Below are 11,979 nucleotides of genomic sequence, written 5' to 3' on the forward strand. Positions count from 1 at the left end.
GATAACAATTTGAAATTTTAATCTCTATTTTTGTACTAACCTAAGTGTTGTAATCCTGAAAAATCAAAACCAAAATATTAAGCAATTCGAACTTCCATCTTCTGCAAAGTCGGGAATCATCATTGTTAATATGGAGGATAAAAAAGAAGGGAATCACGATATCTCAAAGCCACACAGGGATAACCATTGTCAATTAATGCTCGCTATAAGCGGAAAGTTTAAATTAAACATTGATTTTGAGATTATCGAATTTACGGAACCTGCATTGCTTTGCATTTTTCCTGAAGAAGTACATCACATTATCGAAGTAAAAGATCCAAAAGGATGGATGATTAGTTTTGATCCGTCGCTGGTTAACAAAGAAGTGCTCCAGCTTTTAGAAAATAAAATCAATAACCCGTTTTTACCTCAGCAAGAATCTGCTTTTTTCAAACAGCTTGTTATGGTGATGGATCTTATTGAAAAAGTACAGTTGGAAAACCCGAATATCTACAGTCAAAAAACGATTCATTCCTTGTTAAACGCGCTTTTAAGTCTGATTGCCGGAGAAATTATTTCGCATTTACCACTTGAGAAAGAAAAAGAAAATCGCGGTATTATCATTAAGGAAAATTTTATAAAACTCACAAAAGAGCATTATAAAACCTGGAAACAGCCGGCACAATACGCATCGGCACTTTCTATCTCGACTTCACATCTAAACGATACTGTAAAATCAGTAACCGGAAGCCCTGTTTCTGTTCATATTCAGGAAGCATCGATTATGGAAGCTAAAAGGTTATTGTACTTTACAGATAATACAGTCAGGGAAATTGCTTATGAAGTTGGTTATGATGAGCCTGTTTATTTTGGAAAACTCTTTAAAAAAGTAACCAACCTTACTCCTCTTGAATTTCGGAAAAAATTCCGTGATCAGGACTATCCTTCCCTTCATTAAAACTATCATTCAGGACGCCCCTGTTACTAAATTTGCATTGTAATTAATACTATAATGATATGCAAAACAAAATCAACAATACAATCATACTCGATGCAGTACGAAAAGTGGGCGATGTCTTTTTGAAAGACTACAAGAAAAATTCCATACCACAAACTATGGATGAACTTTTAAAACAATTAGAAGATATCGATACCTTGTGTCTTACTTCTTTAAAAGAGGATTTATCTTCTGAATTTCCAAATACGCCGTGGCATATTGGAGATGAATTTGATACCAATTCACAAAGAAATCCCGCAGAACTTGAAGAATATTGGCTTTGTGATGCGATGGATGGCGCGATACAATATCTTCAGCATATTGCAGGATGGACAATAAATCTGGTACTTATACGCCATGGAAAACCTTTCTTTTCTATAATTTATGATCCCTTGGCCAATGAAATGTTTTGGGCAAAAGATGGTGAAGGTGCCTTTATGAATAATGAACCTCTAACAATTAGTCGAAAAACAGATCCGGCGGTTATGCTTGCTGTTTTTGATTACGGACATCAGGATAAATCCAATAATAACCTGAATGAGAAAATTGGTGCTACAGTAACTAAACTGCTGGGGAATTTTGGGATTGTTAGAAATTACGGTCCACACGGATTACAGTTGGCATATGTTGGCGCAGGAAGAATTGATATGTTTGTTCAGGAAGATATCGATACGTATAACTGGATTGCAGGTTTGCTGATCGCCAAAGAAGCCGGTGCCGAAATCCTGACAACAACCGGAACTTCATGGAAATGGGGAAGCGAGAGCTTGCTGGCAGGACAAAAAAGGAGTATTGAAAAATATTTGCAAATTAAATCTTCAAACTAAAATGAATATAGCAATTATAGGCGCCGGAGCAGGAATTGGATTAGAATCTGTTTTAAAAGCACTCAAAAACGGACATATTGTAACGGCGTTATCTACCAATACAGACAAGATCCCGAATCATCCTAACTTAATCAAAATAAACGGCAGTGCCACATCGCCAATAGATTTAAAAAATGCCATTAAAGGTTCTGATGCTGTGCTTATAACTGTGGGCACAAAAAATAAAAAAGCCACTACCCTATTTTCTGATATTGCGTCTGCATTGCTAAAAGTGGCCGATGAATTAAATTTTTCTTCTCCGGTTTTGGTGATTACAGGTTTTGGATCAGGGGAAAGTAAAGGTTATTTAAGCTTTTTTATGAAAACCGTGATTTCGTTATTCCTTAAAGATCAATACAACAATAAAACCATAATGGAAGAGCTGATCACAAAAAGCAAACTGAAATGGGAAATCGTAAGGCCGGGAATGCTTACAAATAAAGCCGCTACAAACTCTTATAAAGTATTGCCTAAACTGGAGAAAGGTATGAAAGTTGGAAAAATTTCACGGTTAGATGTTGCTCATTATTTAATTAATGAAGCCAAAAATCCAAAAATGCTGCATCAATATGTTGCATTAACGAACTAACTTTATCCAGAAGAAATTGAGAATTTGATTTAACCGCAAAGAATGCAAAATCTTGCATTCTTTGCGGTTATTTTTATTTCTATAACGATTTACTTTTAAAAACCATCATTTTTTCTCTCAACATATCTTCTATTGTATAGGAGATTCCTCCCATTCCTAAACCTGAAGAATCCCTTCCTCCAAAAGGCATCCAGTCTACTCTAAAAGCAGTATTGTCATTTACCATAACGGCAGTCGCATTTAGTTTTTTTGCAGTATCTAAAGCAATATCAACATTTTTTGTAAAAACAGCTGCCTGAAAATGAACTTCTAAAGCATTTGCTCTTTTTATGGCTTGTTCCCTGTCTGTAAAAGAATAAATACAAACCACAGGACCAAAGATCTCACTTGTAGATACTTTTGAATTTTCTGACGGGTTGAACAAAACTGTTGGCTGAAAACAAGTATCAGAAATTCGTTTTCCGCCTGTTATTAATGTTGCTCCTTCTTGTATTGCTTCATTAACCCATTGTTCAACGCGATCGACTTCTTTTGGCGTAATAAGCGAACCTACATCTGTTGTTTTATCAAACGGATTACCAACAATTAGTTTATTGGTTGCCTGTGAAAATTGTTCAATAAAACGATCACAAATTTCCTGATTCACATAAACTTTCTGTACTGAAACGCAAACCTGTCCTGCGTGATAAAAACCCCCTTTTACCAAATCCGGAATCATCTCGCTAAAATCAGCGTCACTTTCTACAATTACCGGTGCCGCGCCGCCATGTTCTAAAGCACATCTGGTTCCGGGAGACAATTTGCTTTTTAGGGACCAGCCTACTTTTGCAGAACCTATAAAAGTTAAAAAATGAATCCTGCGGTCTGTTACTAATAATTCTGCGGTTTCGTTATCACATAAAACCACTTGCAGCCATCCTGCAGGTAATCCGGCTTCTTTTAAAATATCTGCCAGTGCAAGACCTGATAATGGCGTACTGCTTGCAGGTTTAAATATTACAGGACAACCGGCAGCAATAGCAGTTGCAATTTGATGCACCGCTAAATTCAAAGGATGATTAAACGCACTTACGGCAGCAACAACACCTATAGGTTCTTTTGATGTAAAAGCAATCCTGTTTACAGATGCTTCTGTAAGTCCCATTGGTATTTGTTCCCCTTTTATTTGTGAGATGTGTTCTGCAGCTAACTTTACTCCTTTTATGGCTCTAAGTATTTCTGCTTTAGAATCTTTATATGGTTTTCCGCCTTCACTTATGGCAAGATGTATTAATTCCTCGCTTCTGTCATTCATGATCGAAGCTGTTTTTTCTAATATTTCAATTCTTTTATAAGCAGGAATCCAGCCGGATTGATTCTCAAATAAAGTATAAGCTGTATTGAGTATCGTTTCAACATCGTTTTTATTGATCATCGGCAATTCTTTTACCGGACTTTGGTCGTATGGGAATATTATTTGTGTCGTCTTTTCCATAATTATTTTTTATATAAGCTTAAATTTAGTCAAATTATCCCTGATCGCAATGTGAATTCATTCAAAAATCAACAATCAAATCATCCCAAAATCGAACAATCCAATAATTTAATAATCAAATCATCCAAAAATCGAATAATCAAACAATCTAATCTAAAGGAGTTGCCAGGACAATTTCTCTATTTTCTAATAAAGGAACTATTTTACCTAAAACCAATTCCTGAAAATAGGTAGAATTTCTATGCTCTGTAACGGCTGATTCGTTTATATATCCTTCAAATAAGATTAAAGTATCTGCATCTGAATTACTTTGATGAAGGGTATAAAACAGATTTCCTTTTTCTTTTACGCTTTCGGCTTGTACGGTTTTAAGTATATTTAAAACGTTTGTAAGCTGACCTTCTTTAACTTTCCATGTAGCAAAAACATGAACCGGATTTTGATTTTCCATTTTATATTATTTTTTAAATTAAATTAATCAATTATTTATGTTTAGTGAAATCTATTGATCTTCTTACTTAAAAGAAGACCAATAGAATCAGGATATTACTTTTTAGAAGATTCTAAAATTACAATCATTTTCTCTGCCACTCCTTTTGCCGAAGCAGGATTTTGACCTGTAACCAGATTACCATCAGCAATACTATGGGCAGACCAAATTGCTGCGGCATGAAATTTTGCCCCTTGTTTGGTTAAGGCAGTTTCTAATAAAAATGGCACATCTGCAATGGCGTAACCTCTTTCTTCTTCATCTGTAAACGAAGTGATATTTTTATCCTTTACCAGATAGTTTCCGTTGCTTAGTTTTACGTTTAGTAAAGATACGGGACCGTGACAAACTGCGCCTACAACTGCATTGCGTTCGTAGGTTTCTTTAATAACTTTTTTAAGAAGTTCGTTTTCAGGCATATCTACCATTGGTGCAAGTCCGCCCGGAACAAAAATCGCATCATATTTACCCGCATCCACATTTGATAATTTAACTGCTTTTTGCATTGCTTCCCATCCTTTTCCGGTTAGAAAAGCAAGATTATCAGGATCATTTGCCAAATTAAGGGCGTCTAAATAAGGCGTATCACCTGTTAGGCTTGCAAAATCTATTTGGTAATTTGCTTTGTCGAATTCAGCATAAGGATGTGCTACTTCAGGTAAAAATATTCCGGTTCTTCTGTTGTTTGGTCCAATTGCATTGGCATTAGACACAATAATTAAGATTCTCTTGTTCATTTTTGTTTCTTTTTTAAGGGTTGTTTGTTTTTGTGATGTGCTTTCTTTTTGGTTTTGTGCATACGAAGAAAAAAAGGCAAGTGCCATTGTTACGATCATAAGTTTTTTCATTGCTATAATTTTTTAGTTGTTATGAATTATTTACAAGGCAAATTTATGTCGGTACTCCACCTCAATACGAGGATCAAAGTCACAAAAAAAGTGTGATGGAAATCACACTTTAAGAATTAAACAGCTATTTATTTATTGTTGGAGTAAAGCCTGCTAAGGGTTTCACGGCTTACACCAAGATATTCTGCGATATATTTTTTTGGAATTTTTTGCATGAGATTGGGATAAAGGTCTGCAAATTCTTTATATCGCTGCTGCGGATTATTAGAAAGCAATGAGATTACCCTTTGCTGAAGCGCCATATACCCTTTGGTAAGTTTTACTCTAAAAAAGTGTTCCATTTTATGCAGTGTAACCGAGAGTTTTTCCCTTCCGTCAAGTGTCAGGCACAAAACTTCTCCAGCCTCCATGCAAACCACATACATATTTGCGGGCTTTTGATTGAAATAGGATATATAATCAGACATCCACCAGTTTTCTGTAGCAAATTGTACAATGTGTTCTTTGCCGTCTTCGTCCAGATAAAAAACCCTGAAAATACCGCTCATAATGATGTACTCATACTTGGCATCATCTCCTTGCTGAATAAGATATTGATTCTTTAATACCTTTCTGATGGTGAAAAATGGCTTGATCGACTCAAACTCTTCATCACTGACAGGTATAATTTCTTCAATATGTTTTCTAAGCTTTTCCATAGGTTATTTTTACATTTTCAAAGATAAAAGATTTAATTATTCTTTAATAACATCGGGAATATTTAAAATAGTCACTGTATTTTCTATAGGCTGGTTCATCACGAATACAGCGATGCGGTGCAGGATTAAAATTGCATTTTATTAACTTTGTAATCTGAACTGAAAACTAATGCGTAAAAAAACACAATCTATTCCTGTAAATCGTATGACAGAGGATATGGATGCAGGCATTGCCATTGAAAGGCTATGCTTTGAGGATTTAAGCATTGCTGAAAAAGCTTTCTTTGAAGAGGAAAATGAAGCACACAGACATGATCGTCATTCCTTTTTTTTACTTGAACAAGGAAATGTTGCTATCGAAATTGATTTTAAAAAGTATACAATAGAACCATCTTCTGTAATCTACATTCATCCCGATCAGGTTCATTATACTACCACAGCCAAAAATGTAATTGTAAGCAGTTGGGCAATCAATAATGAAAACCTGAATCCTGAATACCTGAAATTACTAAAAGATATTACTCCCGCAAAACCTTTATCGTTAGACAAAGAAACATTCTCTATTATGTCAGAAGCAGTTTCACTGGGTATAAGGATTTCTGGACGTAAAAATGATAAATTATATTCTTCTTTATTAAAAGACAGTTGTAATTCGTTAGTTGCACTGGTGATTTCGCAATATTTAAAACAGGATCAGTCTACAGCTAAAATTTCAAGGTTTGAGAACGTTACAAATGACTTCAGAGAAATGTTGGAAAGCAATTATACTTTAATTAAACGTCCTGCTGAATACAGTAAAAAATTAAACATCTCTACTCCTTATTTAAATGAATGCGTCAAAAATACAACAGGTCTTTCTGTTTCGCATCACATTCAGGAACGCATTATTTTAGAGGCAAAACGGCTTCTTTACCACTCTGATAAATCGGTAAAAGAAATTGCGTCAGTATTAGGTTATGATGACTATGCTTATTTTTCGCGTTTGTTTACCAAAGTTGTCGGAATGACCGCATTAACTTTTCGAAGCAAAAACCACGATTAGTCCAATACTTACTTTGATTGGCTATTTTATGTTCCTGGCATACCATGTTCCTTTGCATTAAACATAAAATGAAATAAAATGGAAACATTAAAAAATAAAAAAGTGCTAGTTTCAGGTGCTAGTTTTGCGGGACTTTCAATTGCTTACTGGATGAATAAACTAGGATACAAAGTAACCGTTGTTGAAATTGCAAAAGATCTTAAAATGGGCGGAACTCCTGTTGACATACGTGGAAACACTGTTGAGATTGTAAAACGAATGGGGATTTTTGAGCAGATAAAAGCAAACAGACTTAATCCCAGAACAATAGAATTTAAAAATGCCAGTAATATTACAGAAGGTTCCATGGCACATGATGCGGAAGAAATTTTAAGTGATGAAAGCGAAATTGAAAGGGATTTATTATTGAAAATTTTATTTGACACTATAAAAAATGAGGTCAGATTTATTTTCAACGATACTATTACAGCATTAAAGGAAACAAATGAAAGTATAGAAGTTTCGTTTAAAAATGGTTCTCAGGATTCATTTGACTTTGTTTTTGGCTGTGACGGAATACACTCGGCAGTACGAAAATTATGGTTTGGTGACGAAAGTAAATACCTCCATTTTCTTCAACAATACTTTTCTATTACTATTGTAAACAAACTATTGATTAAGGAAGATACGGCACATTTGTATAATGTACCCGGAAAAGCCATCATGCTTAATGCGTACAATAATAAAACGGATATAATTCTTTGTTTCCGTTCAGAAAAAGAAATTGAGTACAACTATCGTAACGAAGAACAACAAAGAGAAATCATTCTTGAAAAATTTATTGGAGAAGGCTGGCGAACAGATGAATTATTGAAAGAAGTACAACAATCAAAAACTTTTTATTTCGATAAATTCTGCCAGATAAAAATGCCTTCATGGACAAAAGGGCGCGTTGCATTAGTAGGCGATTCAGCTTATTGTACTTCTCCTGCCGCAGGAATGGGCGGATCTCTGGCAATTGACGGAGCGGCTGCATTGGCTGATGCTTTTCAAAATCATAACCAAAATTTTGAACTGGCATTTCAGGAATACAACGAGAAATTTCGTCCGTTTATTGAGGAAGTTCAGGCAAATGCAGTAAACTTTGGGCTAAAAATGCTCATACCGGGGACTGAAGAGGAAATTCGCGAAAGAAATACACAAACAGAACATTTATAGAAAGTTTTTAAATTCAAAAAGCCCTAAATCAGTTGGCTTAGGGCTTTTTGAATTTTTGTTTTTTATTATTGTTTAACAGAGCTTCAGGATTTATTTTGCATCTACAAACACATATAGTTTTTGAACTTTACCATTTTCAATCACAAATAAATCCATTCCGGTTACGGTTTCTGGTTTTGCTTTTGAACCAAATTGCCAGTAAAGACGTGCAACATTATGATTTGTTTCAATAGATTTAGCCGTAAATTTAAAATCCGGATTTTTTTGCTGCAATCCAATAATGAACGAACTTATTTCGTCGTTTCCTACTGCTATAAAATTTCGGTCAACCATTTCTATATCTGCTGCATAAATTTGGTTTAATAATGATACGCGTTTTGTCTGCTCTTTTTCATTCCAGACTTCAAGATGTTTTTCGATTAATGCTTTGTTCTTAGCCGAATCAAAATCAGTTGCATTTGCTTTATATGCAATTGCATTTTTTGGCGACCATAACAGGGTTTTGGGATTCGATTTTTCATATCCTTTTCCGTCGGGATAAGAAACTAGTTCCATTTTAGAGCCCCACGGTGTTTCAAAATATACCCATGATTCTCCAGCTGTATCTCCTGAAGGTGTCAAGAAAGGTTCTCCCAGTATTTTTACCCCTTTGCTTTTAAGATATTTAACGGCTGCCTGAATATCTACTGTATAAAAAGCAATATGCGATGCGCCAATATCATCTGCGTCAGGATGAACGCGTCTGCCTTTATTATCTGCGTATTGAAATACCTCGATACTGGCACCGGTTCCGGCATTTATCATTTTTATAGTAACTGCTCCGGTTGCGGGATTAATATGGTTGAGCTCTTTCCAGGCTGCATCAAGCGGTATAGGACCAAGTTGTGTTATGGGCGTAAATCCCAATACATTGCTAAAAAAATCAACCGCGATATTAAGGTCCGGAACATTTATTCCTACATGATCAATTCCTATAATTCCTGCGTTGTTTTGTGCCACTGCTTTTTGTGAAGTAGAAAAAAATAAAACCAGATTGAACAACGCAATTGCTGAAGTTTGTAATTGATTTGATTTATAATTTGTTTTCATTGTATGTGTTTTTTTTATATTATTGAATCGTGATTTTAAAAAGAATTAATTACTGTAAGCTGCTAACCATTTTGCCTTAATTGCTGCACGTGCCTGAATAAATTCTTTATCTGTTCCTTGTGCAATCGCATCTAATGGAAAACGTAATGGTCGTTCTCCTTTTTTCATGGTAACCAACTCAAGGATTCCATCGGCAATGGTTTGCGGATTCATATCGTACTGGGCCATTTTGCCAAATAATGCAGCTCCCAATGCGTTAAATTTATCAGCCGCAGCAGCACCATATTGATCTATTATTTCCTGTTTATCTGCATGTATACCAGCTTTTGAGCCATTATTCATTTCTGTAGGATATACACCGGGTTGAATGCTTACGTTTTCAATTCCGTAATCGGCAAGTTCATCCTGTAAACCTTCAGTAAAACTTTCTACCACAAGTTTTGATGCGATATAAGGAATCATAAATGGCAATGTATGCCCACTGGCGCCTGTAGTAATGTTAATGATTAGTCCATTTTTAGCTGCTCTCATAGAAGGAAGAACAGCCTGATAAGTGCGAAGTACGCTGTAAACATTTACATCAAACATTTTACGCATCTGATCGATAGAATACCCTTCGAGTAAACCAAAACCGCTTACTGCAGCATTATTGATAAGGACATCAATTTTGCCATATTTAGCAAGTACTTTTTCAAAAGCATTACTTACAGATGTGTCGTCTGTAATATCAATATCGACTACTTCAATATTGGGCAATGCTGTCATTTCTTTTGCTGCGTCTGCATTTTTATCTTTTGTATTGCGCATTCCTGCAATTACTGAATGGCCTGCATTTGCTAATGTTATAGCCGTAAGTTTACCAAAGCCTGTACTTGTACCTGTAATGAAAATTGTTTTTGACATGATTTCTAATTTTAAATGTTTATAATGTTTGTTTCTTTTGAACATTACAAAGTTGCGCAGATTACAAAACTTGTACATTGATTAGAAATAAGTAAAAACTTGATATAGATCAAGCCTTTTTCATACAGCATAAAAAAAGGAGCTTAGAAGCTCCTTTTTATGATTATTTTTTTGCGGTTTGTTTCCGTATGCGGCTTAATGTCTCCGGCGTCATGCCCAGATACGATGCTATCATTGTTTGTGGAATGCGCGAAGCAAACCCCGGATATTTATGTATAAAATTCAAATATTTTTCTTCTGCCGTAAAACTTAATGAGGACTGAATTCGGTTTTGTGCTGCTATAAAACTTTTCTGCAAAATTGTATTCACCATAGTATTAAAGGCTGGTATTTCCTGACAAAGCAATTCAAAATTATCATGGGTAAACAATACAAGTTCACTATCTTCAATAGCATCTATATTAAAGCGTGAAGGCTGCTGAAACATTAAACTTTCCCTGTCGCCTGTCCACCAGTTTTCTACACTAAAACTATTAATATGTTCACTTCCTTTTTCATCTACAGAATAAGTACGCAGACAACCTTGTGTAATAAATGCATCATATTTCCAAATGTCTCCTTCCTGAAGCAGGTATTGTCTTTTACGAAGCTTTTTTATAATAGCAAATGACTTTATATAATCTGACTCTGATAATGTCAGCGTTGTTTTATCATCAAGATATTTTTGAAATATTTCATACATAGATTGTAAAATTATATAAAAGTTCTCTAATTATCCTTTTCATATTAGGCAATCTTAACCTGATTTTCTGTAATAATCTGTAAATTATATAATTTCTGATTGTTTAAATGTAAATTTTTCTATATATAACTTACTTATATTTAATTCTTTACCCATTCTTAAACAGTAAAAACTTTAGAAATAAACAACTTTTTTCAACTTTAAAAAGTAACTTAAAAATAATACATTATGAATTATGAAGAAAAAGAAAATCATAATCGATATGGTAAAGATTTTCAAGAAACTAAGAAAAAAATGAGAACTGATGATTTAAATTCTTCTTCCTTATATCATTCTATAACTACCGGAGGTGAACATGAACTTTGCCAATATTTTAGAAATAAGTGTAGTTCTTTAAAATGGGATGACGAAGATTTATTTAAGACTAAAAACGACGATAATTTTGATCGTAAAGATAAATGTGATTTATAAGTATAGTTTATTTGCATCATAATATTTCTGTTGTATAGTACTCCGTTTTTCTATAAAAAATTATCGCAGTCAGATGGTAATTATATAATAATCAAGCATTAATTATATAAAAAAATATTTTGTCCCTAAATTATTTTTGGTTAAATAACATTAAAAAATGAACATTATGGACACAAGAAAATCAAATCCTACTGTCGGAAAAAAACATGACGACCAGGACAAAAAAGCTGATGGTTCTAGAAATGTAACGCACAAATCAGTTCACAATTCCGAAAAAACAGGAAACAGAAAAGATGCGAAGAAATAATAATTTAAAATTATGAATCGCATCATGATATTTATTCAAAAAAACATTTTGGATAAATTTAAAAAATCTAAATTATCTGATGAAAACAATACACAAAACGTTGAAGAATTTATACATAATGATCCCAATCATAAAGAAAATACAGATACGGTACATTCAGTAGATAATTTAGATAACAAAAGTGAATAGAATGAAATAGATTGCTGAATCTAAAACTAAATTTCATCAATTCATGTAAGCCCTTTATTCTATAAATTTTGTTGAGGACATTTTATAGAATTTCAATT

15 protein-coding genes are annotated in these 11,979 nt (G+C 34.1%); 8 read left to right on the top strand and 7 right to left on the bottom strand.

Translation table 11 applies throughout. The features are described from left to right. The first annotated feature begins 130 nt into the window (after window positions 1-130). From RC62_RS03660 to RC62_RS03670, 3 genes are read left to right on the top strand one after another with little or no spacing between them, the layout of a single operon-like run. The gene (locus RC62_RS03660; RefSeq protein ID WP_055092703.1) at window positions 131-937 is read left to right on the top strand and encodes an AraC family transcriptional regulator; all 807 of its coding nucleotides are present in this window, start codon (window positions 131-133) and stop codon (window positions 935-937) included. 59 nt (window positions 938-996) lie between these two features. Next, window positions 997-1,803, top strand: coding sequence for an inositol monophosphatase family protein (locus RC62_RS03665; RefSeq protein ID WP_055092705.1), 807 nt, complete (start codon window positions 997-999; stop codon window positions 1,801-1,803). Window position 1,804: 1 nt separating this feature from the next. After that, window positions 1,805-2,431, top strand: a complete 627-nt coding sequence (locus RC62_RS03670; protein WP_055092707.1) for an NAD(P)-dependent oxidoreductase — start codon at window positions 1,805-1,807, stop codon at window positions 2,429-2,431. Window positions 2,432-2,510: 79 nt separating this feature from the next. Here RC62_RS03670 and RC62_RS03675 read toward each other — a convergent pair whose 3' ends face one another. The 4 genes from RC62_RS03675 to RC62_RS03690 form a co-directional block, all read right to left on the bottom strand. Then, complete coding sequence (locus RC62_RS03675) at window positions 2,511-3,905, bottom strand: aldehyde dehydrogenase family protein (RefSeq protein WP_055092709.1); 1,395 nt, start codon at window positions 3,903-3,905, stop codon at window positions 2,511-2,513. Between the two features lie 148 nt (window positions 3,906-4,053). Beyond that, entirely contained in the window at window positions 4,054-4,356 is a 303-nt protein-coding gene (locus RC62_RS03680) for a putative quinol monooxygenase (protein WP_055092711.1), read from the bottom strand. A gap of 95 nt (window positions 4,357-4,451) precedes the next feature. Further along, entirely contained in the window at window positions 4,452-5,243 is a 792-nt protein-coding gene (locus tag RC62_RS03685) for a type 1 glutamine amidotransferase domain-containing protein (RefSeq protein WP_209435085.1), read from the bottom strand. 128 nt (window positions 5,244-5,371) lie between these two features. Next, window positions 5,372-5,941, bottom strand: a complete 570-nt coding sequence (locus RC62_RS03690; protein WP_055092713.1) for a Crp/Fnr family transcriptional regulator — start codon at window positions 5,939-5,941, stop codon at window positions 5,372-5,374. Between the two features lie 169 nt (window positions 5,942-6,110). Here RC62_RS03690 and RC62_RS03695 point away from each other — a divergent pair, with 169 nt between their 5' ends. Together RC62_RS03695 and RC62_RS03700 are read left to right on the top strand one after the other, a co-directional pair. Then, window positions 6,111-6,983, top strand: coding sequence for an AraC family transcriptional regulator (locus tag RC62_RS03695; RefSeq protein ID WP_055092715.1), 873 nt, complete (start codon window positions 6,111-6,113; stop codon window positions 6,981-6,983). Between the two features lie 78 nt (window positions 6,984-7,061). Next, window positions 7,062-8,180: an FAD-dependent monooxygenase gene (locus RC62_RS03700; RefSeq protein ID WP_055092717.1), complete on the top strand. Its 1,119-nt coding sequence runs from the start codon at window positions 7,062-7,064 to the stop codon at window positions 8,178-8,180. A gap of 90 nt (window positions 8,181-8,270) precedes the next feature. On the opposite strand, the gene RC62_RS03705 is transcribed toward RC62_RS03700, so the two are convergent. The 3 genes from RC62_RS03705 to RC62_RS03715 form a co-directional block, all read right to left on the bottom strand. After that, entirely contained in the window at window positions 8,271-9,269 is a 999-nt protein-coding gene (locus tag RC62_RS03705; RefSeq protein ID WP_055092719.1) for a VOC family protein, read from the bottom strand. Window positions 9,270-9,314: 45 nt separating this feature from the next. Continuing rightward, window positions 9,315-10,172, bottom strand: a complete 858-nt coding sequence (locus RC62_RS03710) for an SDR family oxidoreductase (RefSeq protein WP_055092962.1) — start codon at window positions 10,170-10,172, stop codon at window positions 9,315-9,317. Between the two features lie 163 nt (window positions 10,173-10,335). Next, the gene (locus RC62_RS03715; RefSeq protein ID WP_055092721.1) at window positions 10,336-10,914 is read right to left on the bottom strand and encodes a Crp/Fnr family transcriptional regulator; all 579 of its coding nucleotides are present in this window, start codon (window positions 10,912-10,914) and stop codon (window positions 10,336-10,338) included. A gap of 228 nt (window positions 10,915-11,142) precedes the next feature. Between RC62_RS03715 and RC62_RS03720 the strand changes: the two genes are divergently transcribed. The 3 genes from RC62_RS03720 (at window position 11,143) to RC62_RS22825 (ending at window position 11,881) form a co-directional block, all read left to right on the top strand. Then, window positions 11,143-11,385 (top strand): hypothetical protein, encoded by a 243-nt coding sequence (locus tag RC62_RS03720; RefSeq protein ID WP_055092723.1) that lies wholly within the window; start codon window positions 11,143-11,145, stop codon window positions 11,383-11,385. A gap of 166 nt (window positions 11,386-11,551) precedes the next feature. Further along, window positions 11,552-11,692 (top strand): hypothetical protein, encoded by a 141-nt coding sequence (locus RC62_RS22820; protein ID WP_157472335.1) that lies wholly within the window; start codon window positions 11,552-11,554, stop codon window positions 11,690-11,692. Window positions 11,693-11,716: 24 nt separating this feature from the next. Continuing rightward, complete coding sequence (locus tag RC62_RS22825) at window positions 11,717-11,881, top strand: hypothetical protein (protein WP_157472338.1); 165 nt, start codon at window positions 11,717-11,719, stop codon at window positions 11,879-11,881. Window positions 11,882-11,979: the final 98 nt, after the last annotated feature.

Source organism: Flavobacterium aquidurense, assembly GCF_001404985.1.
In the GTDB taxonomy this organism is placed as follows: domain Bacteria; phylum Bacteroidota; class Bacteroidia; order Flavobacteriales; family Flavobacteriaceae; genus Flavobacterium; species Flavobacterium aquidurense_B.

Excerpts from the sequence above, each read along its gene's own strand:
- RC62_RS03660 (WP_055092703.1), top strand. The coding sequence starts at position 131 with ATGGAGGATAAAAAAGAAGGGAATCACGATATCTCAAAGCCACACAGG.
- RC62_RS03665 (WP_055092705.1), top strand. The coding sequence starts at position 997 with ATGCAAAACAAAATCAACAATACAATCATACTCGATGCAGTACGAAAA.
- RC62_RS03670 (WP_055092707.1), top strand. The coding sequence starts at position 1,805 with ATGAATATAGCAATTATAGGCGCCGGAGCAGGAATTGGATTAGAATCT.
- RC62_RS03675 (WP_055092709.1), bottom strand. The coding sequence starts at position 3,905 with ATGGAAAAGACGACACAAATAATATTCCCATACGACCAAAGTCCGGTA.
- RC62_RS03680 (WP_055092711.1), bottom strand. The coding sequence starts at position 4,356 with ATGGAAAATCAAAATCCGGTTCATGTTTTTGCTACATGGAAAGTTAAA.
- RC62_RS03685 (WP_209435085.1), bottom strand. The coding sequence starts at position 5,243 with ATGAAAAAACTTATGATCGTAACAATGGCACTTGCCTTTTTTTCTTCG.
- RC62_RS03690 (WP_055092713.1), bottom strand. The coding sequence starts at position 5,941 with ATGGAAAAGCTTAGAAAACATATTGAAGAAATTATACCTGTCAGTGAT.
- RC62_RS03695 (WP_055092715.1), top strand. The coding sequence starts at position 6,111 with ATGCGTAAAAAAACACAATCTATTCCTGTAAATCGTATGACAGAGGAT.
- RC62_RS03700 (WP_055092717.1), top strand. The coding sequence starts at position 7,062 with ATGGAAACATTAAAAAATAAAAAAGTGCTAGTTTCAGGTGCTAGTTTT.
- RC62_RS03705 (WP_055092719.1), bottom strand. The coding sequence starts at position 9,269 with ATGAAAACAAATTATAAATCAAATCAATTACAAACTTCAGCAATTGCG.
- RC62_RS03710 (WP_055092962.1), bottom strand. The coding sequence starts at position 10,172 with ATGTCAAAAACAATTTTCATTACAGGTACAAGTACAGGCTTTGGTAAA.
- RC62_RS03715 (WP_055092721.1), bottom strand. The coding sequence starts at position 10,914 with ATGTATGAAATATTTCAAAAATATCTTGATGATAAAACAACGCTGACA.
- RC62_RS03720 (WP_055092723.1), top strand. The coding sequence starts at position 11,143 with ATGAATTATGAAGAAAAAGAAAATCATAATCGATATGGTAAAGATTTT.
- RC62_RS22820 (WP_157472335.1), top strand. The coding sequence starts at position 11,552 with ATGGACACAAGAAAATCAAATCCTACTGTCGGAAAAAAACATGACGAC.
- RC62_RS22825 (WP_157472338.1), top strand. The coding sequence starts at position 11,717 with ATGATATTTATTCAAAAAAACATTTTGGATAAATTTAAAAAATCTAAA.